We start from the raw sequence: 25,246 nt of genomic DNA, 5'->3' as shown, positions 1-25,246 counted from the left end.
GGCGTGATGCCCGAAGACACGCCCAGCCCGGAGCAGATCCGCGCCCGCGCCGATGCGCTGCGCGACGAACGCCGCTGGGCCGAGGCCGCCGAGGCCTATCGCGACTACCTGGCGCTCCGCCCCCAGCATTGGGAGCTGCATGTCCAGCTCGGCCATGCGGTGAAGGAACTCGGCGAAGTCGAGGACGCCATCGGCCATTACCGCCATGCCGGCGCCCTCGCGCCGCTGGCCGCCGATCCGCGCCTGCAGGAGGGCCACGCGCTGCGCCTGCTCGGCCGCGGGGCGGAATCCGCCGCCGCCATGCACGCGGCCCATGCGCTCGACCCCGACAACCCGCTGCTGCGGCGTGAAGTCGCGCTCAGCCGCCATCGCCGCATGGACCCCGACGCCGCGCCCCCCGCGCCGCGCCCGGCCCCCAGCGGCCCGCCCACCCAGCTCGCCTTCGATGTCACCGACCTGCTGGACTATGTGAAGGACAGCCGCACGCCCACGGGGATCCAGCGCGTGCAGATGGGCTTCCTCGGCGCGCTGCTGGCCCGCCCCACGCGGCCGCTGCCCATCGTGCTGGTCTGCTACGACCCCTCCGCCTGGCGCTGGTGGCATGTCGAGGAAGCGGCCTTCCGCCGCGTGCTTGCCCTGGCGCGTTCCGGCGCGCGGGAGGAGGACCTCGCCTGGCGCGGCGCCACCGCCGCGCTGTTCCAGCCCGATGCCCGGCCCGACGCGCCGCTGGTCGATGGCTGCACCCTGACCTCGCTCGGCAATGCCTGGGGCATCGAGGACTACTTCCGCGGCCTGCGCCTGCTGCGCGCGGAGGTCGCGCTGCGCTACGTCGCCTTCGTGCATGATTGCGTGCCCCTCGCCATGCCCGAGCACTGCCTGGACCTGACGGTGCGGCTCTATGCGCGCTGGTTCTCGGCACTCGCGCTGCAGGCCGATGCGCTGCTGGCGAATTCGCGGGCCACCGCGGCCGATCGCGCACGCTATATGGCCGCCCTGCCGCGCCAGCCGCCGCTGACGGTCATTCCCCTCGCCGTCGATCCCCTGCCCGACGCGGCCGCGGCCGCCGTCGCCGCCGATGCCCTGCCCGCGCCCCTGCCGGGCGAGCCCTTCGTGCTGGTCGTCGCCACCATCGAGAGCCGCAAGAACCACCTGCTGGTCTTCCAGGCCTGGCTCGACCTGATCCGCCAGCTTGGCGAGGCGCAGGTGCCGCGCCTGCTCTGCGTCGGCCGCCCCGGCTGGCAGGCCGAGGCCGCGCTCGCGCTGCGCGAGAACGCGCCCGAGTTGCGCCGCAAGGTGGAGTTCCTTTCCGGCGTGTCGGACCTCGCTTTGGCGGGGCTGACGGCGCGCTGCCTCTTCACCATCACCAATTCCTACCATGAGGGCTGGGGCCTGCCGGTCAGCGAGAGCCTCGCCATGGGCAAGCTCGCCGTGGTGCCGGCGCATTCGGGGCTGCTGGAATCGGGCGCGCCCGGCGCGGTGTTCTTCCCCGGCCAGGACCGGCCCGCCCTGGTCGAGACCCTGGCGCGGCTGATCCAGGACCCGGCGCATCGCCTCTCCCTGGAAGCACGGATCGACCGCGCCGCTGCCGGGCGCAGCTTCGCCGAGGCGGCGGAGGAATTGCTCGCGACCCTGCTCACCCCCGCCGAAACCCCGCCCCCGCTGCCGCCGCTGCCCGAGGGCCGGCACCTGCCGATGGGCGTGGGCATGGCGCGCCAGCCCTCGGCCGACCTCGCCTGGGCGGAGGCGATGCGCCATGGGCTCGGCTGGTGGTGGCAGGATGCCGACGGCACCTGGACGCGCGACGGGGTGGCGACGCTGCAGCTGCCCTGCGCCATCCCTCCTGGCACGGCGCTGCGCGTGCTGCTGCACCTCAAGGCCCCGCCGCGCGGCGCGGCGCTGCGCCTGCGGCTGCGCGGCGCGGCCATCGAGCCCTGGCACGCCCTGGCGCTCGAACCCGGCGCGCGGGTGGCCTGCGTGCTGCAGGGCCGGGCCGGGGAGAATGGCGTGGCCATCGACCTCGATGCCGGGGATGGCGAGATGCTGGGCGACCGCGCCAAGCGGCGCGTCGGCGTCGGCCTCACCGGCCTGATGCTCTGCCGCGAGGATGACCTCGCCGCGCGCCTCGCCGCGCTGGAACGCGCCGAGGGCTGATCCTGCATCCAGTGGCGGCCGCGCCCCGTAAGCCAGCGACGGCCCGGCAGTTCCGGGCGCGGCAGGGGGCCCGGATCCGTGTGTTACGAAGCGCCGCTGATGTTTTCCGGCAACGCCTGTGGCCAAGCCGCCACCAGCCGGCTGCCTCCCCCTTGCGCCTCAAGTAGAATTGCAGGCGAATCGGGGTGGTCCCCGGCGCCCCCCCGGGTCGGGGCACCGGATCAGCCGCCTGACTTGGCCTGCCGCGACGCCCTGCGTCGCGCGCATCGGGGGACCGCAACCATCGCCGTCGAGGCGCCGCGCCCTGTCCGTCGCCTGCCCTGGCCCCTGCTGCTGAGCGGGCTGGTCCTGGCTGCGCTCGGCTGGGCCCTGGCCGCCAGCTATGCCAGCCATCGCGGCACCGCCCAGCAGCAGGAGAGCCTGGCGACGGTCGAGCGCGCCGCCCGCGCCGCGCGCGCCCTGCTCACCCCCCTCATGGATCTGGCGCAGGAGGCGCTGGTGGCGACCGAGGCGCGCCACACCGCGGCGCTGCGCACCGACCGCCCGGCCCTCACCACCGCCGAGCGCGCCCTGGCCGACCTGCTGCGGCGCGACGGGCTGCAATTCGCCGCGCTCACCGACAGCAACGGGCGCATCCTCTGGGCCAGCCATGCCGCGCTGCAGGGCACATCGCTCGCCGAGCGCGAGGCCTTCGCCGTGCACCGCGCCGGCCGGGCCGAGCCCCTGCTCTCGCCCGCGCTGCTCGACCTGCCCGGCGGGCCGCGCAGCCTGCTGCTCACGCGCCCCCTGGCCGATGCGCGCGGCGGCTTCGCGGGCATCGCCCTGGTGGCGCTCGATCCGCGCCGGCTGGAACAGGTGCTGGCCCAGGCGGCGCTGCTGCCGGGGCTCGATCTCGGCCTGCTGCGCGCCGAGGGCTCGCCGGTCGCGACCTCGGCGCGCGGCGCCCGCCTGCCCTGGCCGCCGCCGCAGCGCGGCGAGACGCGCTGGCAGGAAGACCCGCTCGCCATCGCCGCAGCCCCCATGCCGGGCGGCGATCTCGTGCTGGTGGCGGCGCTGGACGACGCCACCGCCCGGCAGGCGGTGGCCGAGGCCGGCTGGCTTGCCTATGGGCTGGCAGCGCTGCTCAGCCTCGCTTTGCTCGGCCTCGCGCTCCGCCCGCGCCGCGCCCCCGGGAACGAGCCCGGGCGTGGGTTGGACGAAGCCCTGCCCGCCGTGGCCTATCGCGCCCTGATCGAACCCGGCGGGACCTTCCGCCTGACCGAGATCGGCCCGGCGGTGGAGCGCCTCACCGGCTGGCTGCCCGAGGCCGCGCTGCGGCCCGGCTGGCGTTCCCGCGGGATGGACATGGCCACGCTCCCGCTCGGCCCCGATTTGCCCGACCGGCTGCGCCATGAGGTCCAGGCCAGCGTCGAATACCGCTTCCGCCGCGCCGATGGCGGCTGGATGTGGCTGCGCGAGACGGCGCGCGTGCTCGGCCGCGGCCCCGAGGGCACCGAGATCACCGGCGCGCTGGAGGACATCTCGGCCGAGCGCGAACTGGCGCTGCAGGCCGCCGCGGCGGCGAAATTCGCGACACTGGGCGAGATGGCGGCGGGGCTGGCGCATGAACTCAACCAGCCCATCGCCATCATGTCGCTCGCCGCCGAGAACGCCGCCGAGGCGCTGGAATCGGGCGAGGATGGCGTGCCGGATGCGCTGGCCCGGCTGCGCCGCATCATGGCGCAGGCGGACCGCGCCAAGGCCATCGTCACCCAGCTGCGCGCCTTCTCGCGCGTCGATGTCTCGGCGCTGGAGCCGGTGGATCTGGGCGCCTGCGTGCAGGGCATGATGGTGCTGGCCGGCCAGGCGCTGCGCGACGCCAATGTGCAGGTGCAGATCCGCCTGCCGGATGTGCTGCCGCCCGTGATCGGCCAGCCGATCCTGATCGAGCAGGTGCTGCTGAACCTGGCACTCAACGCCCGCGACGCGCTGCAGGAACGCCCGCCCGAGCGGCGCCGCCTGCGCATCGAGGCCGAGCCCGGCCCGGCGGCGGAGGAGGTCACGCTGCGCGTCACCGATTCAGGCCCGGGCTTCACCGCCGAGGTGCTGGAGCGGCTGTTCGAGCCCTTCTACACCACCAAGGCGCCGGGCGTGGGCACCGGGCTAGGCCTGTCCATCTCGCGCACCATCATGCGCGGCCTGGGCGGGCGGATCGCCGCCGCCAATGCCCAGGACGGCGCCGAGCCAGGGGGCGGGGCCGGGGCGGAGTTCCTGCTGGTCTTCCGCCGCGCGCCCCTGGCGCCATCACCTTCCCGTGAGACCTACGCTTCCGCGCCCGCACCGCGCTGGCCGGCTGCCACCGGCGGTTGATCACACCTCCATTCGACAGCCATTATCGCGTGTGGCGACCGCACGCGATGGAGCTGCTGGATGCGCCGTCTGGCGTTTTTGCTTCCCACGATGGCATGTTTGTGCGTGATGTTCAGCGCGCTGGCATTGTTCGGCCAGACACCGGCCCCGGAGCCCGAGCTGCGCCTCGCCTGGTTCGGCATGCTCGCAGCCCTCCTGTTGAGCGGAGCAGCCCTGGCCTTGGCGCTGGCCCGGCCTGGCGCCACCCTGGCGCCACCCGCCGTCTCCCCGGCCGACGCGCCGCGACCGCAGGTTGCCTATCGCGGGCTGATCCCGCCGGGTGGCGGCCTCCAGGTGACGGAGATCGGCCCGGGGATCGAGGCGCTGACCGGCTGGACACCGGAAGCCGCGCGGCGCCCGGGCTGGCGCCAATCGAGTATCGACCCGCGCCTCGCCGCCCCCGGGGCGGTCGGGCTGCAGGCGCTGGATGGTGCGGGGGCGGCAAGCTTCGATTTCCGCTTCGCCCGCCCCGATGGCGGCTGGCTCTGGCTGCGCGAGAGCCTCTCGGTCAGCGCCCGTACCCCGGACGGGCTGGTGGTGGAGGGCAGGCTGGAGGATGTCTCTGCCGAGCGGCTGCTGGCCCTGCAGGCCGCGACGGCGGCGAAGTTCGCCACGCTGGGCGAGATGGCGGCGGGCCTCGCGCATGAGCTCAACCAGCCCATCGCCATCATGGCGCTGGCCGCCGAGAACGCCGCCGAGGCGCTGGAGGCCGGCGCCGATGGGGTGGACGAAGCGCTCTCCCGCCTGCGGCGCATCATGACCCAGGCGGATCGCGCCAAGGCCATCGTCACGCAGTTGCGGGCCTTCTCGCGCGTCGATGTCGCGACCGAGGAGCCGATCGACCTCGCCGCGGCGATCCGGGGCATGATGATCCTGGCCGGTGGCGCGCTCCGCGAGGCGGAGGTGGCGGTGGAGATCGCGCTACCGCCCGAGCTGCCGAAGGTGATCGGCCAGCCGATCCTGGTCGAGCAGGTGCTGCTGAACCTGGCGCTGAACGCGCGCGACGCCATGCTGGACCAGCCCGCCGACCAGCGACGGCTGAGCCTGCGCGCGGAGATCGGGGAGCAGGCGGTTGTGCTGCGCGTCACCGATACGGGCCCTGGCCTTTCCTCGGAAGTGCTGGCGCGGCTCTTCGAACCCTTCTTCACCACCAAGCCACCGGGCATTGGCACGGGGCTGGGCCTGTCCATCTCGCGCACCATCCTGCAGCGCTTCGGCGGGCAGATCACGGCGTGCAACCGCCAGGGCACACGGGCGCGCGGGGCGGTCTTCACCCTCACCTTCCGCCGCGCGAAGGCCGAGGCCGCGCCGCAGGACGCGGTGGATTTCAACGCTTCGGCTTGATCCTCCGCAAGGACAGGGGTGGATCGCCGCGCCCAGCATCGTGGCCATGGACGCCCTTCCCGATCGCCGCACGAGGCTCGAGCGCTATGCGCGCCAGAACCTCCCTCGCTACACCTCCTACCCCACCGCGCCGCATTTCGCGCCGCTGGCGGCCGCGACCTATCGCGACTGGCTGGGGCAGGTCGCGCCGGGGGATACGCTCTCGCTGTATCTGCACATCCCCTTCTGCCAGTCGCTGTGCTGGTATTGCGGCTGCCACACGGCGGTGACGCGCAGCCTGCCGCGCAAGGCGCGCTACGCCGCGGGGCTGGTGCAGGAAGCCGCCCTGCTGCGCGCCGCCCTGCCCGCCGCCGTGCCCGTCGAGGCACTGCACCTGGGCGGGGGCACGCCCTCGGCGCTGGGCGCAGCACAGCTGGATGAGGTGCTGGGCGCGCTGCGCGCCGATTTCGGCTTCACCGCTGATGCCGAGCTTTCAGTCGAGCTCGACCCGCGCATCCTGGAAGACCAGACCATCGCCGTGCTGCGCCGGCACGGCTTCACCCGCGCGAGCCTCGGCGTGCAGGACATGGCGCCCGCGGTGCAGAAGCTGATCGGGCGCGTGCAGGCGCCCGCGCTGGTCGAGGGGGCGGTGGCGAAGCTCCGCGCGGCGGGCTTCACCGGCATCAATTTCGACCTGATGTATGGCCTGCCCGGCCAGACCAGCGTGAATGTCGCCGACAGCGCGCGCTTCGCCGCCGCCTGCGGGGCGGATCGCGTGGCGGTCTTCGGCTATGCGCATGTGCCCTGGATGAAGCCGCACCAGAAGGCGATCGACGAGCAGCTGCTGCCCGACGCGCTGGCCCGCATGGAACAGGCCGAGACGGCCGAGCGCGTGCTGCTCGCCGCCGGCTATGTCGCCATCGGGCTCGACCATTTCGCCCGGCCGGAGGATCCGATGGCCGTGGCGCAGGCGGCGGGCACGCTCCATCGCAACTTCCAGGGCTACACCACGGACCGTGCGCCGGTGCTGCTCGGCCTTGGCGCCTCGGCCATTGGCGCGCTGCCGCAGGGCTATGTGCAGAACATCCCCGAGGAGCGGGACTGGCTGAAGGCGGTGGAGGCCGGGCAATTGCCGGTCGCGCGCGGCCTGACGCTGAGCGCCGATGACCGGCTGCGGCGGGACCTGATCAACGCCGTGATGTGCGACCTGACCCTCGACCTGCGGCGCGTGCCCCATGCCGTGTGGCAGGAGGTCGAGCCGCGGCTGATGCCGCTGTTCCGCGACGGGCTGGCCGAGATCGCTTCCGGCCATCTGCGCGTGACCGAGGCCGGGCGGCGCTTCGTGCGCCATGTCGCGGCCTGTTTCGACGCCTATCTCGGCGCCGCCCGCGCCCGGCACAGCAGCGCGGTGTAGGGGGGTTAGCCCCTACACCGCCCGCCTTCAGGCAGCGACCCCGGGCGCTTCGAGCAGCTTGGGCGGTGCCGCGATGGCGGCGAGCGCCTGGCGCGGCAAGGCGGGCAGCCAGAGCACGTCCTCGATGTCGGCCGCGCCGCTCACCAGCATCGCCAGCCGGTCGAAGCCCAGCGCGATGCCGGCCGTGGCGGGCATGCCGTATTCGATGGCGGCGAGGAAATCCTCATCCACCTCCCAGCCGCGCTCGCCCGATTCCTGCTGGCGCGCGGCCACGTCGCGCTCGAAGCGCGCGCGCTGCTCGGCCGGGTCGGTGAGTTCGTCGAAGGCGTTGGCCATCTCCATGCCGGCGATGAACAGCTCGAAGCGCAGCGCCTGGCGGGCATCCTGCGGGTCGCGCCGGCTGAGTGCGGCCTGGGGCGTGGGCCAATGGGTGAGGAAGGTGGCGCGCCCGCGGCCGAGCTTCGGCTCCACGAATTGCAGCATCAGGCGGAAGAAGCCGTCTTCCCAGCTATCGGTCGCCGGCACGAAGAGCCCCGCCCGCGCCGCCGCCTGGCGCAGCCGCGCGGCATTGCCCTCGCCCGTGCGCGCATCGATGGTGCCGAGGATGTCCATCCCCCGGCAATGCCGCGAGAAGGCGGTGGCGACGCTGATGCGCTCGAAGGGCAGGGAGAGGTCGCAGGCCACGCCATTGTGCTCGACCTGCGCGGGGCAGACGGAGCGCAGCATCACCTCGGTCTCGGTCATCAGCTCGCCGAGCGTCATGGCCGGGGCGTACCATTCCAGCATGGTGAATTCGGGCGCGTGGTGCGGGCTGGCCTCGCCATTGCGCCAGACGCGGGCGAATTCGAAGACCGGCCCGGCGCCGGCCACCAGCAGGCGCTTCAGCGCCATCTCGGGCGAGGTGCGCAGCCAGAGCGGCGTGTGCTCGCCCACCCCCAGATGCGGCTTGTAGGCGCTGGCGAAGCCGCGCAGATGCACCTCCATCCCGGCCGCGGGGACCAGGGCGGGTGTTTCGACCTCGGTGTAGCCGCGCCCGGTGAGGAAGGCGCGCACGGCGGCGGTCAGTTCCGCACGGCGCTGGAGAAAGGGCAGCCGCGCCTGCAGGCGCTCGGGGTGCCAATGCGGCTTCTGGTGGGGGGAGTTCGCCGATTGCGGCATGCGCGTGACCTCATGCTAAGGGCCCGCGTCGCTGCCTCTCCCCAGAAGGCACCGGCGCCCAGGCGGCCCGTTCTGCCCGAACAGCGCGGCCCACGCCCCCTTCGGGCGCGCCCCGTTCTGCTCTAGACAGGGGCGATCATGCCCCCTTCGACCGCCGAGCGCCAGAACAACGCGCAAGCCTCCCACAGCCGCACGCTGCGCAGCGCGGCGGATCTGATCGCCGCCGGCCTGCTGCCCGAGGCCGCGCGCGCCGCCGCCGAGGCGGTGGCCGCGCGCTATGCCATCGCCGTCACCCCCGCCATGGCGGCGCGGATCCGCGCGGCGGATGACCCGATCGGCCTGCAATACCTGCCCGACGCGGCCGAGCTGATCACCGCCCCGCATGAGATCGAGGACCCGACCGCGGACGCCCCCTTCACCCCGGTGAAGGGCGTGGTGCACCGCTACCCCGATCGCGCCTTGTTGAAGCCGCTGCTGGCCTGCCCGGTCTATTGCCGCTTCTGCTTCCGGCGCGAGGTGGTGGGCCCCGATGGCGGGCTGCTCACCGAGGCGGAACTTGAGACGGCGCTCGACTGGTTCGCCGCCACGCCGCAGGTGCGGGAGGTGGTGCTCACGGGCGGCGACCCGCTGATGCTCAGCCCCCGCCGCCTGGGCTGGCTGGTGGAGCGGCTCTCCGCCATCCCGCATATCGAGCTCCTCCGCGTCCATACCCGCGTGCCGGTCGCCGATCCGGGGCGCGTGACCGAGGCGATGGCAGAGGTTCTGTCCACCAGAACGGCGTTCTACCTCTGCCTGCACGCCAACCACGCCGATGAATTCACGCCCGAGGCCACCGAGGCGCTGGCCCGCCTCACCCGTGCCGGCGTGGTGCTGCTCGGCCAGAGCGTGCTGCTGCGCGGGGTGAATGATTCCGTCGAGGCGCTGGAGGCCCTGTGCCGCACCATGCTGCGCCACCGGGTGAAGCCCTATTACCTGCACCAGCTTGACCCCGCCCCGGGCACGGCGCGCTTCCTGGTCCCGCCCGAGGAAGGCCTGGCGCTGACCCGCGCGCTGCGGGGCCGCCTCAGCGGGCTCGGCCAGCCGCTCTATGTGCGTGAGACGCCGGGCGGTGGCGGCAAGGTGCCCATGGCGCGCGACGGGGACTGAAAAGAAGGGGGGCTGTCCCGCGCCGCGCAACGCGCTATCCAGGGATGATGGGATGAAGGCGCGGAAATGCGCCACCGCCAACCAAAGGGAGACTCGCCACGATGACCACCCGCCGCCAGACGCTTGCCCTCGCCCTCGGTGCGCTCGCCGCGCCCGCGCTCGCGCAAGCGCAGGGGGCCGCCTGGCGGCCGAACCGGCCGATGCGCCTGATCGTGCCCTTCGCGCCCGGCGGGTCGAACGACATCGTGGCCCGCATCATCGGCGACAGCGTGGCCACCGCGCTCGGCCAGCCCCTGGTGATCGAGAACCGCGCCGGCGCGGGCAGCGTGATCGGCAGTGAGTTCGTGGCGCGCGCCGCACCCGATGGCCACACGCTGCTGATCAACTCGGCGCATTCCACCGTACCCGCGATCGTGGCGCGCGTGCCCTACAACGCGGTGACGGATTTCGCCGGCGTGGCCGTGGCCGGCTTCTCGCCGCATGTGCTGGTCGCCGCGAACCGCGTGCAGGCGACCAATGCGCGGGAGCTGATCGCGCTGCTGCGCGCCAATCCCGGCCGCTACAACCAGGCGACGGCGGGCATCGGCAGCTCCACCCATGTCGCGGGCGAGCTGCTGCGCGCGACCCAGCAGGTGCAGACCGAGCTGGTGCACTACCGCGGCGGCGGACCGGCCGTGGTGGCGCTGGTGCAGGGGGAATCGCAGTTCGGCACGCCGACCATGGCCTCCTCGCTCGGGCAGATCCGGGGCGGGTCGGTGAAGGCGCTGGCGGTGCTGGGCGATGTGCGCAGCCCCGCGCTGCCGGATGTGCCGACCGCCGCCGAGGCCGGGCTGCAGGGCATGGCGCTGGAGGAGTTCTTCCCGATCCTGGCGCCGGCCGGCACGCCGCCCGCCGCGCTGTCCGCCCTCGCGGCCGCCTTCACCGGGGCGCTCACGCAGAATGCCGGGCGGATGCAGGAGCTGGCGGGCGTGACCTATCGGCCCGGCTTCGACACGCCGGAGGTGGTGATGCGCGTGGTGCGGGAGGGTGTGGAGAGCTACACGCGGATCCTGCGGGCGGCCGGGGTGCAGCCGGAGTAGGGGCTGCCCCAGGGGATTTCGTTTAAAAGCGCAGTGCTAATTCCTGATGTCCGCCTAAACATCTCCGGCTAAGCGTTCAGACAGAACGCATAGCCCGGAGATCGGAGGCACGCGCGGAAAATACGTGACCAATTTAGTCACAGATAATTTGTGCAGCCGCCTCTAACTGTGCAAAATACGAAATGATAATTGGAGATCCACCCGAATTCTTCATTAGAAATCGCCCTGGCGTTATTCCCCGAGGAATATACCCTATCTTTGCCCGCACCACGTCCGAAAAATGTCTATGAGAAGAGTCTGATCTGTGCGCTACTCGATTTCGGACTGAGTAGACATCCTGCAATACCAGTCGTGACGCCTGAATCACAGGAACGTATCTGCCCCCACTATCAAAGCATAAATTTGCCCTACCCAATATGTCTTGGGCATTCCAGGCCAAATACTGACGCTGTCTTCCTCCGTGATTCCTAAGGAAATTATGGGCTATCGTAATAGACCTAAATTTTGGATTCAATAAAACTGGAGCATACCCCAATGGGGAGACAGCCCCACACATGTACCTTAGAAAACTTTCTTCAATAAGAGTTTCCCAAGCCAGGGTAAATTTAATTAAGCATAGACTATGGACCTCCTCAATGTCTCGCGCATGGAGAGCCGCACCGTCTTTCTTTTTGGAATATTTTATTGTATTCATTATGTTTTTCGCGCGATGTACGCTATGCTTGAAATTCTTATGAATAAAATTTATCGAATGATTAGTCATATAGCGTCGGCGCTCAAAGGAACAGATTCTGCATTAAAATAGCGTGGCGACGCTTACGTCGCGAAACATCTGCAGTGGCTTTCGAGCTTAGGTCCAAAAGTTCTAGGGCAGGCCCGGACGACTGCTTCTCGCCGAGACTCTCGACCAAAACCCGAAACCGCTCCTGAAAATCAGAAGGGCGAAAGACAAGCGATCCAACACGATCAGAATTCGGCAGCCCGTGCTTTGCGTCATATACCGCTAGAAACAAGGAGAAAAAAAGCGGCAATCTACGCAACGGAGAATTACGCAAACTTCCATTCATTTCCTTAATGCTAGAAACTACCGATCCGATCTCATCAATAACATCATTGAATTTTTGCCGATAAACAAACCCATTAAATTGGTCATCATATTTCTTATAATAATTACGTAAATCTGCCGATTTTGTTTGTTTGATTCCATCAATCATGCAAATGAGCAGCTCGGAAACGAGCTCCGCTTCGCTCATCCTGGCAATTTTTGCGTCTGAAAATATGTAGTTATTTATCCAAAAAGAATAGTGGCTAAGCGATATATCATATACGCACTGCTTAAAGGCACCAAAATACTCAGCGTTTAGCAGTTCCTGCCCCTTTAACGCCGTAGTATAGGTGTTCAGCCGCGCAAAAATCCTCAAAACTTCGGCATCACTAACGTTCTCAAGCGTATTAACTTGGAATTTATACGACATAAAATCATCTTGCACGTTTTGAGGAAGCTCTGAATATCTTTTTCCAGCAAATTCTTGGTTGTGAACTTCAAGTATTGAAAAATCATTCTTCATAAACGCAAGTACTGTTCGCAATCTTTGCTGGCCATCCACCACTTCCCTAACGATTTTTTTCTCTCTTGAGTCGATGGATAGTCGAAGAAAAACAGACGGGATGGGCATTTTCCGCAGAATTGTATCAATGAGATATGATTTTGCCTTTGGCACCCACACATCGCGGCGCTGAAATTTCGGTGTCAGTTTAAGTTGCCCCATACCCTGCCACTGGAGGAAGTCGCTGATGGGGTAGGGAGCTATGTGAGGTTGCTGCATTTCGCCTAACCGAGTGGACGTTGCTGAACATGACCGCGCTAGAATGCCGCGAGCCACAGTTTCGAGCCAGACCTGTTTCACTAATCGGCAAACGGGGCTCAGTCGCTTGCCCCCCGCCCCGGCCCGTTGTAAGCGCCCCGCACCCTAATCAGCGACAAGTCAGGATACCCGCCCCATGGCGAAGATGCAGGCCAATCAGATGCGTGCCGGCATGGTCATCGAGTTCGAGGGCCAGCGCTACACGATCATCAAGCAGAACATCATGATCCCCGGCAAAGGCAATGCCATCATCCAGGTGGACATGCGCAACATCAAGACCGGCGCCAAGAAGGACCAGCGCTGGCGCACGGCCGATACGGTGGAGCGCCTGACCACCGAGGACAAGGAATTCACCTATTCCTACGCCGAGGGCGACAACATCATCCTCATGGACCCGGAAAGCTACGAGCAGACCGCCGTGCCGAAGGACATCCTCGGCGACCGCCTGCCCTTCCTGGTCGAGAACATGACCGTCAATGTCCGCCTCATCGAGGGCGAGCCGGTCTCCATGGACCTGCCCGAGACCGTGGTGCTCGAGATCGTCGAGGCCGACCCCGTCGTGAAGGGCCAGACCGCGACCTCCTCCTACAAGCCCGCCGTGCTCTCCAACGGCGTGAAGACCATGGTGCCGCCCTTCATCACCGTCGGCGAGAAGATCGTCGTGAAGACGGAAGACGGCTCCTACTACGAGCGCGCGAAGGGCTGAGTGGCCGAGCAAAGCCCTCTCCCCCCGCTATGGGGGGAGAGGGTCGGGTGAGGGGGGCGCTTTCGCCGCCCGCGCACCGCGCCTGCCATAGTCCCCCTCACCCTGCCCTCTCCCCCCCAAGGCGGGGGGAGAGGGTTTTCCGGGCGTAAGGGTTTCGAATCGGAGGCCGCGCCTCCCCGCTCATTGAACGCCAGGAATCCCCAAGACCATGGCCGTCTCCTCGCCCCGACTCTCCCCCGCCATGACCGTGCTGCAAGGCGCGATCCAGAAGGCGTCGCGCCGCCTGCTGCGCGACTTCGCGGAGGTCGAGAACCTCCAGGTCACCTCCAAGGGGCCCGGCGACTTCGTCTCCCAGGCCGATATGCGCGCCGAGCAGACGCTGCGCGAGGAACTCGGCCGCGCCCGCCCGGGCTGGGCCTTCCTCGGCGAGGAAGGCGGCCAGGCTGCCCGAGAAGGCGGGGATGATTGGGAGTGGCGCTGGGTGGTCGATCCGCTCGATGGCACCACCAACTTCCTGCACGGCATCCCGCATTGGGCGATCTCCGTCGGCGTCGAGAAGCGCAACCCGGACGGCAAGACCGAACTCGTGGCGGGGTGCATCTACAACCCCGCCGGCAATGAGATGTTCTGGGCCGAGAAGGGCATGGGCGCCTATCTCAACGACAAGCGTCTCAGGGTCTCCGGCCGGCGGGACATGGTGAGCGCGCTGTTCGCCACCGGCATCCCCTTCGCCAAGGTGCAGCGCAAGGCGGAGTTCACCGCCACGCTGGCGCGGCTCATGCCGCAGGTGGCGGGCGTGCGGCGCTTCGGCTCGGCGGCGCTCGACCTCGCCTGGGTCGCGGCCGGGCGCTATGACGGGTTCTGGGAACTCGGCCTGAACAAGTGGGACATCGCGGCGGGCCTCGTGATCGTGAAGGAGGCCGGGGGCTTCCTCTCCGACCCCGCGGGTGGCGACACGCATTACGAGACCGGCGATCTGGTGGTGGGCAACCAGGCGCTGCACCCCAAGCTGCGCGAGGTGGTGGCAGAGGGCATCGCCGCCGCCCAGGCCGCGCGCGAGTCCCGCGCATAGCGATTTCCCGCGCGGCCCGGTAGGTTGCACGGGCATGCGACTCCACACCGCCCTTCTGATGCTGGTCCTGAGCGGCACGGCGCAGGCCCAGGGAACAGCCCCGGCGCCCGCCCCGCGCGGCGCGCCGCCGGCGCCGCTCGCCCTGCCCACAGGCATGTCGCCGCTGACCCAGGGCGCCTATCGCCTCACCTTCCGCACCAATGAAACGGCCCTGCCCGCCGGCACCGCCCCGACGCTGGCCGAGATCGGCCGGCGCCTCGCTGCCAGCACCCAGCCGGGCCTCGGCCGCGTGACGGTGGAGGGGCATGCGAGCGGGCCGGCCAATGATGTCTCCGCCGCGCGCCGGCTGTCGCTCGCGCGGGCCAATGCGGTGCGCGATGCGCTGGTGGCCGGCGGGCTGGATGCGACGCGCATCGATGTCCGCGCCCTGGGCCGCACCCAGGCCGCGCTGGATGCCGCCGATATCCTGCCCCCGGGCGTGACGCGCCGCACCAGCCAGACGAGGTAGCGCGATGACGCTTTTTGCTGCGGCTCGAAGCCGACCCGCCCTCAATCGCCGGCGCGCGCTTCCGCGCGCTTGGCTGCGCGGCATTGGCCGCGGCGCCCGGTCGGGCGCTCGCCCGCCTGTGGCGGGCGCAGGTCGCAGCGCAGGGATGGACGCATGACCAGCCCCACCGTCTTCCTCTGGCGCATGCTGGGCTTCCTCGCGGCGGTGGCCGTGCTGGTGGCTCTGCTCGCGCCGGAACTCGCCACGGCCTTCGCCGCCAACCCGATCCTGAACGGCGTGATCGCAGCGGTACTGGGGCTCGGCGTGGCCTGGAACATCCGCCAGGTGCTGCTGCTGACCAGCGAGGTCGAGTGGCTGGAAGCCTTCCGCAACCCCGCCAAGGTCACCTCCGACCGCCCGGCGCCGCGGCTGCTGGCGCCGATGGCGAGCATGTTCGCCCAGCGCCGCAGCGAGCGCCTCAGCCTCTCCGCCGTGGCCATGCGCAGCGTGCTGGATGGCATCGAGAGCCGGCTGGATGAGAGCCGCGAACTCTCCCGCTACGCCACGGGGCTGCTGATCTTCCTCGGCCTGCTCGGCACCTTCTGGGGCCTGTTGATGACGATCGGCTCGGTCTCGACCGTGATCGGCAACATGTCGGTCGGCTCGGGCGACATCAACGCGCTGTTCAACCAGTTGAAGTCGGGGCTGGCCGAGCCGCTGCGCGGCATGTCGGTGGCCTTCTCCTCCTCCATGCTGGGCCTCGCGGGCGCGCTGGTGCTGGGCTTTCTCGACCTCACCTCGGGCCAGGCGCAGAACCGCTTCTATACGGAGCTCGAGGATTGGCTGGCCGGCGCCACGCGGCTGTCCACCGGCGCGCTGGGCGCGGAGGGCGAGGGCAGCCTGCCCGCCTATGTGCAGGCGCTGCTCGAGCAATCGGCCGAGAACATGGATGAGCTGCAGCGCGCCATGGCGCGGGGCGAGGAAGGGCGTGTGCAGTCCAACCAGACCCTGATGGCGCTGGCCGAGCGGCTTTCGGTGCTCACCGAGCAGATGCGCGCCTCGCAGACGCTGATGGCGCGGATGGCCGAGGCGCAGGCGCAGCTCGCCCCCACCCTGTCGCGCCTGGCCGATGCCTCGCAGCATGGGGCGCTGGACGAGGCCTCGCGCGGGCATCTGCGCAACCTCGAACTCTACATGGCGCGGATGCTGGAGGAGGTAAGCCAGGGCCGCATGCAGTCCACCACTGAGATCCGCAACGAGATCAAGGTGCTGGCGCGGACCATCGCGGCGCTGGCGGAAGAGCCGCCAAGATGAGCCGCGCGTCCGATCGGCGGAGCGGCGCAGGCCCCGAAGCCGTGAATCGGCTGCGCGTGCCCGCCAGGGCACACGCATAAATGGCGATGCGCAGGCGGCGCGATCGCGGCGGGCTCGAAGCCTGGCCGGGCTATGTGGATGCGCTCTCCACGCTGCTCATGGTCATCATCTTCGTCCTGCTCGTCTTCGTGCTGGCGCAGGGCTTCCTCTCCGTCACCCTCTCCTCGCGCGACCGGGCGCTGGACCGGCTGAACCGGCAGGTGAACGAGCTGTCCGAACTGCTCGCCCTGGAGCGCGGCCAGGCGGAGGAGCTGCGCGGGGCGCTCGCCCGCAGCACCGATGAACTCCGCACCGCCGCCACGCTGCGGGAGGCGCTGAACCGCAGCCTCGGCGCGTTGCGCGAGGAGCGCGACCGCCTCGCCCAGGACCGCGACGCGCTGCGCACGGAACGTGACCGGCTGACCGCGCGCCTCACCGATCTCGACATCGCGGCCGGCGGCGGCGCGGCGCGCATCGCGGAGCTGGAAGGCCGGCTCGCGGAGGCGCTGGCCCGGGCCGAGGCCGCGGGCGGCGACGCCGCCAGCACGGTGCGCACCCTCACCGAGGCACAACGCCTGCTCGCCGCCGAGCGCGCCGCCCTGGCCGCGCTGCGCCGGGATCTCACCGCCACGCGCGACCAGCTTGCCGGCACCACGCGCGACCTGACGCAGGAGCGTGCGCTGCGCGAGGCGACCCAGCGCGATCTGCTGGCCGAACGCGCAGCGCGCGAAGCCACGCAGCGCGACCTGGCCGCGACCCAGGCGGCGCGCGATGCGGTGATCGGCGAGCGTGACGCCACCGCGCAGCAACTCGCCACCCGCACGCGCGAGGCCGAGGCGCTGGCGCGCGACCTCGCGGCAACCCGCACCGCCCGCGACACGGCAGCGCGCGAGCGCGACGTGACGGCGCAGGAATTGGAAGCCCGACGCCGCGAGGCCGAGGCGCTGGCGCGGGACCTCGCCGCCGCGCGCCGCACGCTGCAGGCGGCGCAGCAGGACATCGCGACGCTGCGGGCCGAGGCCGCGCGGCTCGACCAGACCGTGCAGGCGGATCGTGCGACCATCGAGGCGCGGCTGAGCGACATCGCCCGGCTCCAGGAGCAGCTGCGCGCCCTGGCCGCGCTGCGCGACCAGGCCGAGCGCGAGGCCGCCGCCGCCCTGGCCCGCGCGGGCGAGGAGGAACGCCGCCGCGGCTCGGCCGAGCAGGCCATCGCCGCCGCCCAGCGCGCGCTGGCCGAGGCCACGGGCCGCGCCACCCAGGCGCAGATGGCGCGCGAAGCGGCCGAGGCCGCCCGCCAGCAGGAGGCCAGCCGCGCCGCCGCCGCCGAGGCCGCGCGACAGCAGGAAGCCGCGCGCGCCGCCGCGGCCGGGATGCTCGCCAGTGAGGCCACCGGCCGCGCCGCGCAGGAGGAGCGCCGCCGCGCCGCCGCGGAGGCGGAGCGCGCGGAATATGTGCGGCTCTCCGAAAGCGCGCGCGCGCAGGTCGCGCTGCTGACCCGGCAGGTGGAGGCGCTGCGCGCCGAACTCGCCCGCGTCGCGGCCGCGCTGGAGGCGGCCGAGGATGCCGGGCGCGACCAGGAGGCGCAGATCATCGCGCTCGGCCAGCGGCTGAACGCCGCACTCGCCGCGCGGGTGGAAGAGTTGCAGCAATACCGCTCGGATTTCTTCGGCCGGCTGCGCCGCGTGCTGGGCGACCGGCCGGAGGTGCGGATCGTGGGCGACCGCTTCGTCTTCCAATCCGAGGTGCTCTTCCCCGTCGGCTCGGCCGAGTTGTCGCCGCTGGGCGCGCAGCAGATGCGCGAGCTGGGGCGGGTGCTGATCGACCTCTCCACGCAATTCCCGCCCGACCTCGCCTGGGTGCTGCGTATCGATGGCCATGCCGATCGCAGCCCGATCCGTGGCGGCGGGCGCTTCGCCACGAATTGGGAACTCTCCGCCGCGCGCGCCATCGCCGTGACGCAGCTGCTGATCAATGAGGGGCTGCCCGCCAATCGCCTCGCCGCGGCCGCCTTCGGCGACGCCCAGCCGCTGGATGACCGCGACACGCCCGAAGCCTTTGCCCGCAACCGCCGCATCGAATTGCGGCTGACAGACCGATGAGATCCGCCGGATGAAGACCCTCAACATCGTCGACCACGCCCTGCTCGCGCATCGCCTCGGCGTGCTGCGCGATGCCGCGACGCCGAGCCCGCTCTTCCGCCGGCTGCTGGCGGAGATCGGGGCGATCTTGACCATCGAGGCGACGCGCGGCCTGCCCACCGCGACGCGGCGCGTCACCACGCCGCTGACCACCATGGATCACCGGATGCTGGCAGCGCCCGAGCCGGTGCTGGTGGCGGTGCTGCGCGCCGGGCTCGGGCTGATGGAGGGCGGCATGCAGGTGCTGCCCGATGCGCCGGTCGGCCATGTCGGGCTGGTGCGCGACGAGCACACGCTCAAGCCCAGCCAGTACCTGCTGCGCATGCCGCCCGAGGTGACGCAGCGGGGCGCGATCCTGTTCGACCCGATGCTGGCCACCGGCGGCAGCGCCATCGCCGCCATCAGCCGCGTGAAGGAAGCGGGCGCGCCGCATCTGCGCTTCGTCTGTGTCGTTGCGGCGCCCGAGGGCGTGGCCGCGCTCTCCGCCGCGCATCCCGACGTGCCGATCTTCACCGCGGCCCTCGATGAGAAGCTCGACCAGCGCGGCTTCATCGTGCCAGGCCTGGGCGATGCGGGCGACCGCTGCTTCGGCACGGTCGGATGAGCGCGGCCTTCCGCGCCCTGCACGCGCAAGGCTGCTTCCTGCTGCCCAACCCCTGGGATGCCGGCACCGCGCGCTTCCTGGCCGCGGAAGGTTTCCAGGCGCTGGCGACGACCAGCAGCGGCGCCGCCCACGCCCTGGGCCTGCCGGATGGCGGGATGGATCTCGAGGCCACGCTGGCGCATGTCGCCGCAATCGTGCGCGCCACCGCGCTGCCGGTGAATGCCGATTTCGGCGCGGGCTTCGCCGCCACACCGGAGGGCGTGGCCGAGAACGTCACGCGCTGCGCCGAAACGGGCGTGGCCGGGCTTTCCATCGAGGATGCGGCAGAGGCGCTGCAGCCCGCGCTGTTCGAACGCGGCGTGGCCGTGGCCCGGCTGCGCGCGGCGCGGCGGGCGCTGGATGCGCTGGGCAATCCGGCGATGCTGGTCGGGCGCTGCGAGGCCTTCTTCACCACCCTCGCCGATCCCCTCGCCGAGGCACTGTCCCGCATCCCGGCCTATGCCGAGGCGGGGGCGGAGGTGATCTACGTGCCCGGCCTGACGACGCTGGCGCAGATGGAGGCCGTGGTGCGCGCGGCGCATCCCCTGCCGGTGAATGTGCTCGTCTCACGCCCGCTCGGCCTGACCCAGGCCGAGATCGCCGCGACGGGCGTGCGGCGAATCAGCGTCGGCGGGGCGCTGGCCGGCGTGGCCTGGGGTGCCCTCGCCAACGCCGCGCGCGGCCTGAAGGCCGGCAGCTTCGAAGCGCTCGGCGCGCGGCTGCCGGGTGGGGAGCTCAACCGCCTGTTCGGCGGCTGAGCCCTTCCCTTTTCAGTTCACCTTCGGGTCGATCCAGCCGACATTGCCGTCAGGCCGGCGGTAGATGACGTTGAGCGCGCCGGTGCCGCTGTTGCGGAACATCAGCACCGGCACATGGGTGAAATCCATCCGCATCACCGCCTCGCTCACCGACAGGCGCTCGATCTCGCCGGGGCTCTCGGCGACCACGGCGGGGTTGTCGCCGGCGGCGGCCTTCTCATCGACCTCCGTGTCCTCCTCGGGCATCTGCAGCACGACCTGGCGCGCCGGTTCGCTCGCCGGGCGCTCGCGCACCACGGCGAGGGAGCGGGCGTGGTCGTTCACCCGTCGTCGATAGCGTCGCAGCCGCTTGGCGACGTGTTCGGAGGCTTCCTCGAAGGCCCGATGGGCGTCCGCCCCCTCCCCCTCGCCGCGCATGAACAGGTTGCGCCCGGCCTTGAGGTTGATGTCACAGACGAAGGCGTGGCCCTTGGCGTCGCGGCGGAAGGTGACGTTGGCTTCCAGCGCATGATCGAAATACTTCTTCGCGATGGTGCCGAGACCCTCGCGGACATGCGCCTGCAGCGCCTCACCGGTTTCGACCTGCTTGCCTGCGACCGTGATATGCATGGAGCGTGCTTTCCTTCCTCGTTATCCGGGGAAGGCCGCCCGGGGAGGTCCGGCGGCAGTCGACGCCAAGATCAGGCCGGGACGGCCTTCTCCCGCTTGCGCTGCACGGATGAGGGTATGCGCAGCGCCTCCCGGTATTTGGCCACCGTTCGGCGGGCGATGTCCACGCCTTCTTTGCGCAGCCGCTCGACAATCGCATCGTCGGAGAGCACGTCGTCCGGCGGCTCGTTGACGATCATTTCCCGGATGCGGAACCGGACGGATTCGGCCGAATGCGATTCCCCGCCCGAGGTTCCGGCGATGGCGGTGGTGAAGAAATATTTGAGCTCGAAGGTGCCGCGCGGCGTCGCAATATACTTGTTCGCCGTCACCCGGCTCACGGTGCTTTCATGCATCGAGACGGTCTCCGCCACCTCGCGCAGGATGAGCGGGCGCAAATGCGCCACCCCGTGGCGGAAGAAGCCATCCTGGCGGCGCACGATGTCGGCCGCGACCTTGAGGATGGTGTTCGCCCGCTGCTCCAGGGACTTCACCAGCCAGGTCGCGGTCTGGAGACGATCGGCGATATAGGCCTTGTCGTCGCGCGACTTGGCGCCGACCACGGCGCGGGCGTGGAAGCCGCGGTTGATCAGCACGCGCGGCAGCGTCTCGGGGTTCAGCTCCACCGCCCAGCCGCCATCGGGCATCCGGCGCATCAGCACGTCAGGCACCACCGCCATGGCGGGCTCGGCATCGAAGCTCGCGCCGGGCTTGGGGTCGAGCCGGCGGATCTCCGCCACCATCTCGGCCAGATCCTCGGCATCCACCTCGCAGACCTTCTGCAGCGCGCGCATGTCGCGCCGCGCCAGCAGGTCGAGATTGTCGAGCAGCGCCGCCATGGCCGGGTCGTAGCGGTTGCGGTCCTGCAATTGCACGGCGAGGCATTCGCGCAGGTCGCGCGCGAACATGCCCACCGGGTCGAAGCGCATCATGCGCGCGCGCACGCCCTGCACGCGCGCCTCCTCGCACCCCATCGCGGCGGCGATCTGCGCGTCGGTCACCGGCAGGCGCCCGGCGGCATCGACCATCGCGAGCATCTGTGCCGCGATCAGCCGCTCCTGCGGGTCGGTGAAGGTCAGGCGGAGTTGCTCGCCCAGATGTTCGCGCAGCGAGCGGCGCTGATCGGCCATCTCCTCGATGCCCGAGAGGTCGTCCTCGAAATCGCTGCGCCCGCCACCACCGCCGCCGCCTGCGCCGAGCCCGCCGCCGCTGCCATCGGCGTCGTAGGTGTTGCTCCAATCGGCGTCGAGCGGCCCCGCGCCCTCGGCCGGCATCTCGCCGGAGGTCGCGGCGGCGTGGCTGTCGGCGAAATCGGCCGCGGGGGCCTCGGGCGCGCGTTCATCGGCGACGGTGCGGGGTTCGGCGCGCTCGTCGCGCTCGAGCAGCGGGTTGCGCTCCAGCTCCTCCTCGACGAAGGCGGTGACCTCCAGGTTCGAGGATTGCAACAGCTTGATCGCCTGACGCAGCTGCGGCGTCATCACCAGCGACTGCGACTGGCGCAGATCGAGACGCTGGCCGAGCGCCATGGCTAGGTGGCACCCCGCATCACAGCGAGAAGCGCTCGCCGAGATAGACGCGGCGCACGCCCTCATGCGCGACGATGTCCTGCGGGTTGCCCTCCATCAGCACCTGGCCGTCATGCAGGATATAGGCGCGGTCGATGATCTCCAGCGTCTCGCGCACATTGTGGTCGGTGATCAGCACGCCGATGCCGCGATCCTTGAGATGCTTGACCAGGTCACGGATCTCACCGACCGCGATCGGGTCGATGCCGGCCAGCGGCTCATCGAGCAGGATGTAGGAAGGCTGCGTGGCAAGCGCGCGCGCGATCTCGCAGCGCCGCCGCTCGCCGCCCGACAGGGCCAGCGCCGGGGCGCGGCGCAGATGGCCGATGCCGAATTCGGCAAGCAGCGAATCGAGCATCTGCTCGCGCCGGTCGCGGATGGGTTCCACCACCTCGAGCGCGGCGCGGATGTTGTCCTCCACCGAGAGGCCGCGGAAGATCGAGGCCTCCTGCGGCAAATAGCCGAGGCCGAGCCGCGCGCGGCGATACATCGGCAGGAAGGTGACGTCGTTGCCATCCATGGTGACGGTGCCCTCATCGGGCTGCACCAGGCCGGTGATCATGTAGAAGGTCGTGGTCTTGCCCGCGCCGTTCGGGCCGAGCAGCCCCACCGCCTCGCCCCGCTTGAGGTTGATCGAGACACCGCGCACGACCGGGCGCTTGCGGTAGCGCTTGCCCAGGCCGGTGGCGACCAGGCCGCTATTGTCGGCGGCAACGCGCAGCGGGGGGGTGGTCATCAGCGCGGTGCCCCCTGCGGCGTCGGCGCCTGGGCGGGGATGGGGCGCGGCGCGGGCACGGCCGGCTGGCCCGGCTGCTGCGCCTGGGGCACGACGAGGCCCTGCACCCGCGTGCCGGGGGTCGAGACCAGGCGCGAGACGCCGGTGCGAAGGTTCACGATGGCCTCCTGGCCGTTCAACTGGTTGTTGGCGCGCGTGATGCGCACCTGCCCCACCAGCCGCGCGAGGCCGGTCTGCGGGTTGTAGACGCCGCGATCGCCACGCACGACTTCCTCGGGGGTGCGGATCTCGACCTGGCCGAAGGCCTCCACGCGCTCGATCCGGCTGCCCTCGCCGGGTGCAGGCAGGCCGGCGGCGCCGGCGGGACGGGGCGTGGGCGCCGGCGTCGGTGCTGGCGCGGGGCTGCCCGGCGCGCCGGCGATGGGCGAGTCGAGGAAATAGGCGACCAGCGTGTCGGCGGCGATCCGCCGCTCATCGGTGGTGACGACCAGCGCCGCGCCGCGCGCCACGGCCATGCGCCGCTGCGGCCAGTATTCCAGGCTGTCGCGCGCGGTGATGCGCTGGTCGGGCGTGGTCAGCGAGAGGCCGCGGCCCGAGAGCACCATGACCGCCTGGTCGATGTCATAGACCGCGCGCTCGCCCTCGGCCGTCTCGGTGGGCGAGGTGATGCGCACGCGGCCCTCGGCCTCGAGCCGCCAGATCTCGCCGCCCCCGCCGGGGCTGGCTGCGGCGGGCGTCGCGGCGCCGCCGCCCTGCTGGTTTGCGGCTCCGCCGCCCTGTAAATTTGCGGCTCCGCCGCGGGGCCGATAGCGCGCCAGCAGCCGGTCCGCCTCCACCGTCACGCCATCGCGCACGGCGCGGGCATTGCCGCGGGCGATCACCACCTGCTCCTGCTGGCGCCATTCGATGCCATCGGTGGCCGTGATCTCGATCGGCCCGCCCTGGTTGAGGTCGAGCGTCTGGCCCAGCGCCGGCGTCGCCAGCAGGCCGAGCAGCAGGGCGCGGCGCTTCATCGCCCGCCCTCCAGCACCGTGCGCGCCTGGCCGGTGAAGACCACCACCTGGCCGCGGTCATAAAGGCGGAAGCCCTGGGCGGTCAGCGTGCCGAAGGGGCCCTGCGCGGCCACGGGGTCATCCCCCGCCCCGGTGCCGGCCTTGAGGTCGAGGCTCGCCCGGGCGGTGACGAATTGCGTGCCGTCATCATGGTGCACCGTGACATCGCCCGCGAGGTCGAGACGCGAATCGGGGCGGGCGTAGCGCCCCTCCCGCGACTCGACATAGACCCAGGCGCCGTCACTCAGCAGGATGTCGGCGCGCGGCGCGTCGAGATCCACCACGCTGTCGTCGCCCCCCTGCACGGCGAGCCGCGCGGTCACCGTGAAGGGGCGGGATTGCTCGTCGATGCCCTGGTAGCGCGGCTCGATGATGCGCAGCGCCTCGGGCTTGGCCTGCAACACACGGCGGAAGGCGACGCGGCCGCGATCCGCCGCGCTGTCGAATTCGGGCCAGAGCGCGATGGTCGCCAGCAGCGCCACTGCCAGCGCCGGCAGGGCGCGCTTGGCGATGCTGACCAGCAGCCGCCGCCGCGCGAGTTGCGCCGCGCTCGGTGCCTGGCGCTGGCGCGACGGGGTGAGCATGCGCCGCGGCGTGCCGCGGGAGGCAGCGGGGCCGGAAGCGGCGCGGTTGAGGGGTGGCGGCAGCACTTTCACCCCCTTTGTATGGGCCTCCCCCGTCAGGGGGTCAACGCGCGCGCATCGCGGACAAGAAACGTGCCAGAAGCGCGAGTCACGGCGCGCTCAATGGCTGAAGATGTCGGGATCCTCATAGCCCAGCAGGTCGAGCCGGCCGCGCGTGGGCAGGAAGGCGAAGCAGGCCTGGGCGAGGTCAAGCCGCCCCTCGCGCAGCAGCAGCGCCTGCAGCCGGGCCCAGAGCGCGTGCAGATGCAGCACGTCGGAGGCCGCGTAGGTCAGCTGCTCGGGGGTGAGCTCGGGCGCGCCCCAGTCGCTCGATTGCTGCTGCTTCGAAAGCTCGACGCCGAGCAGTTCCTTGCACAGATCCTTCAGCCCGTGCCGGTCGGTGAAGGTGCGCACCAGCTTGGCGGCGATCTTGGTGCAGACCACCGGCGCCACCGTGACGCCGAGCGCGTTATGCAGCGCCGCCACGTCGAAGCGGGCGAAGTGGAAGATCTTGAGCACCGCCGGATCCTCCAGCAGGCGCTTGAGGTTCGGGCAGTCGGCGCCGCGCCCGCCCAGGGATGGCGGGATGATCTGCACGCAATGCGCCGTGCCGTCGCCGGCGGAAAGCTGCACGAGGCAGAGCCGGTCCCGCCGCGGGTCGAGGCCCATCGTCTCGGTGTCGATGGCGACGGCGGCGCCGAAGGTCACATCGGCCGGCAGGTCATGCTTGTGGAGATGGATCATGGCGTTCCGGGTGAACAAGGTGCACCCCAAAGCGCAGACCCCCAGGGCCGATGGGAAGAGGAGATGGTGCCCAGGAAAGGACTCGAACCTTCACGACCTTGCGGTCACTGGCACCTGAAGCCAGCGCGTCTACCAATTCCACCACCTGGGCAGGGGGCGTTCCTCGTGTCGAGGTGCGGCGGTTTAATCGGCGGATC

21 protein-coding genes and 1 tRNA gene are annotated in these 25,246 nt (G+C 70.5%); 13 read left to right on the top strand and 9 right to left on the bottom strand.

What is annotated here, in order from left to right; genetic code table 11:
- Positions 1-6: 6 nt before the first annotated feature.
- From AC2D9U_RS12735 to hemN, 4 genes are all read left to right on the top strand, one after another.
- Complete coding sequence (locus AC2D9U_RS12735; RefSeq protein WP_484749462.1) at positions 7-2,151, top strand: glycosyltransferase; 2,145 nt, start codon at positions 7-9, stop codon at positions 2,149-2,151.
- A 234-nt stretch (positions 2,152-2,385) separates the two neighbouring features.
- Positions 2,386-4,500, top strand: a complete 2,115-nt coding sequence (locus AC2D9U_RS12730) for an ATP-binding protein (protein WP_484749461.1) — start codon at positions 2,386-2,388, stop codon at positions 4,498-4,500.
- Positions 4,501-4,608: 108 nt separating this feature from the next.
- Complete coding sequence (locus AC2D9U_RS12725; protein ID WP_484749458.1) at positions 4,609-5,883, top strand: PAS domain-containing sensor histidine kinase; 1,275 nt, start codon at positions 4,609-4,611, stop codon at positions 5,881-5,883.
- Positions 5,884-5,929: 46 nt separating this feature from the next.
- Positions 5,930-7,276 carry an oxygen-independent coproporphyrinogen III oxidase gene (gene hemN / locus AC2D9U_RS12720; RefSeq protein WP_484749457.1) on the top strand — a complete coding sequence of 449 codons (1,347 nt, stop codon included), beginning with the start codon at positions 5,930-5,932 and terminating at the stop codon, positions 7,274-7,276.
- Positions 7,277-7,303: 27 nt separating this feature from the next.
- On the opposite strand, the gene epmA is transcribed toward hemN, so the two are convergent.
- Entirely contained in the window at positions 7,304-8,434 is a 1,131-nt protein-coding gene (gene epmA / locus AC2D9U_RS12715) for an EF-P lysine aminoacylase EpmA (protein WP_484749456.1), read from the bottom strand.
- A gap of 138 nt (positions 8,435-8,572) precedes the next feature.
- Here epmA and AC2D9U_RS12710 point away from each other — a divergent pair, with 138 nt between their 5' ends.
- On the top strand, positions 8,573-9,580 hold the full coding sequence (locus AC2D9U_RS12710) for a lysine-2,3-aminomutase-like protein (protein ID WP_484749454.1): 1,008 nt from the start codon (positions 8,573-8,575) through the stop codon (positions 9,578-9,580).
- A 101-nt stretch (positions 9,581-9,681) separates the two neighbouring features.
- Positions 9,682-10,659, top strand: coding sequence for a tripartite tricarboxylate transporter substrate-binding protein (locus AC2D9U_RS12705; protein ID WP_484749452.1), 978 nt, complete (start codon positions 9,682-9,684; stop codon positions 10,657-10,659).
- A gap of 776 nt (positions 10,660-11,435) precedes the next feature.
- Here AC2D9U_RS12705 and AC2D9U_RS12700 read toward each other — a convergent pair.
- Positions 11,436-12,485 carry a DUF262 domain-containing protein gene (locus AC2D9U_RS12700; RefSeq protein WP_484749450.1) on the bottom strand — a complete coding sequence of 350 codons (1,050 nt, stop codon included), beginning with the start codon at positions 12,483-12,485 and terminating at the stop codon, positions 11,436-11,438.
- A 175-nt stretch (positions 12,486-12,660) separates the two neighbouring features.
- Here AC2D9U_RS12700 and efp point away from each other — a divergent pair, with 175 nt between their 5' ends.
- From efp to AC2D9U_RS12665, 7 genes are all read left to right on the top strand, one after another.
- Positions 12,661-13,230, top strand: a complete 570-nt coding sequence (gene efp / locus AC2D9U_RS12695) for an elongation factor P (RefSeq protein WP_484749448.1) — start codon at positions 12,661-12,663, stop codon at positions 13,228-13,230.
- A 208-nt stretch (positions 13,231-13,438) separates the two neighbouring features.
- The gene (locus AC2D9U_RS12690) at positions 13,439-14,302 is read left to right on the top strand and encodes an inositol monophosphatase family protein (RefSeq protein WP_484749446.1); all 864 of its coding nucleotides are present in this window, start codon (positions 13,439-13,441) and stop codon (positions 14,300-14,302) included.
- Positions 14,303-14,336: 34 nt separating this feature from the next.
- Complete coding sequence (locus AC2D9U_RS12685) at positions 14,337-14,810, top strand: OmpA family protein (protein ID WP_484749444.1); 474 nt, start codon at positions 14,337-14,339, stop codon at positions 14,808-14,810.
- A gap of 153 nt (positions 14,811-14,963) precedes the next feature.
- A complete protein-coding gene (locus AC2D9U_RS12680) occupies positions 14,964-16,103 on the top strand; it encodes a flagellar motor protein MotA (RefSeq protein WP_484749442.1) in 1,140 nt (379 codons plus the stop codon).
- A gap of 80 nt (positions 16,104-16,183) precedes the next feature.
- Positions 16,184-18,241 (top strand): peptidoglycan -binding protein, encoded by a 2,058-nt coding sequence (locus tag AC2D9U_RS12675; RefSeq protein WP_484749440.1) that lies wholly within the window; start codon positions 16,184-16,186, stop codon positions 18,239-18,241.
- 10 nt (positions 18,242-18,251) lie between these two features.
- Entirely contained in the window at positions 18,252-18,884 is a 633-nt protein-coding gene (gene upp, locus AC2D9U_RS12670) for a uracil phosphoribosyltransferase (RefSeq protein ID WP_484749438.1), read from the top strand.
- Positions 18,881-19,681 carry an isocitrate lyase/PEP mutase family protein gene (locus AC2D9U_RS12665; RefSeq protein ID WP_484749436.1) on the top strand — a complete coding sequence of 267 codons (801 nt, stop codon included), beginning with the start codon at positions 18,881-18,883 and terminating at the stop codon, positions 19,679-19,681. Before upp ends, AC2D9U_RS12665 begins: the two co-directional genes overlap by 4 nt.
- A gap of 12 nt (positions 19,682-19,693) precedes the next feature.
- Here AC2D9U_RS12665 and hpf read toward each other — a convergent pair whose 3' ends face one another.
- The 7 genes from hpf to AC2D9U_RS12630 all read right to left on the bottom strand — a co-directional run bounded on the left by hpf (position 19,694) and on the right by AC2D9U_RS12630 (position 25,200).
- Positions 19,694-20,290, bottom strand: coding sequence for a ribosome hibernation-promoting factor, HPF/YfiA family (gene hpf, locus AC2D9U_RS12660; protein WP_484749434.1), 597 nt, complete (start codon positions 20,288-20,290; stop codon positions 19,694-19,696).
- Between the two features lie 71 nt (positions 20,291-20,361).
- Complete coding sequence (gene rpoN, locus AC2D9U_RS12655; RefSeq protein ID WP_484749432.1) at positions 20,362-21,855, bottom strand: RNA polymerase factor sigma-54; 1,494 nt, start codon at positions 21,853-21,855, stop codon at positions 20,362-20,364.
- Positions 21,856-21,874: 19 nt separating this feature from the next.
- A complete protein-coding gene (gene lptB, locus AC2D9U_RS12650) occupies positions 21,875-22,630 on the bottom strand; it encodes an LPS export ABC transporter ATP-binding protein (protein WP_484749431.1) in 756 nt (251 codons plus the stop codon).
- Positions 22,630-23,643: an LptA/OstA family protein gene (locus tag AC2D9U_RS12645; protein WP_484749430.1), complete on the bottom strand. Its 1,014-nt coding sequence runs from the start codon at positions 23,641-23,643 to the stop codon at positions 22,630-22,632. The genes lptB and AC2D9U_RS12645 overlap by 1 nt, the downstream gene beginning before the upstream one ends.
- Positions 23,640-24,332, bottom strand: a complete 693-nt coding sequence (gene lptC / locus AC2D9U_RS12640) for an LPS export ABC transporter periplasmic protein LptC (protein WP_484749428.1) — start codon at positions 24,330-24,332, stop codon at positions 23,640-23,642. Before lptC ends, AC2D9U_RS12645 begins: the two co-directional genes overlap by 4 nt.
- Before the next feature lie 93 nt (positions 24,333-24,425).
- The gene (locus AC2D9U_RS12635; protein ID WP_484749427.1) at positions 24,426-25,049 is read right to left on the bottom strand and encodes a ribonuclease D; all 624 of its coding nucleotides are present in this window, start codon (positions 25,047-25,049) and stop codon (positions 24,426-24,428) included.
- Between the two features lie 64 nt (positions 25,050-25,113).
- Positions 25,114-25,200 (bottom strand) — tRNA-Leu (locus tag AC2D9U_RS12630).
- Positions 25,201-25,246 lie beyond the last annotated feature (46 nt).

The sequence above is a fragment of the Roseomonas sp. TF40 genome, from assembly GCF_057219975.1.
The sequence above is the reverse complement of the archived record's forward strand: the minus strand, read 5'-3'. Positions and strand labels throughout refer to the sequence as shown.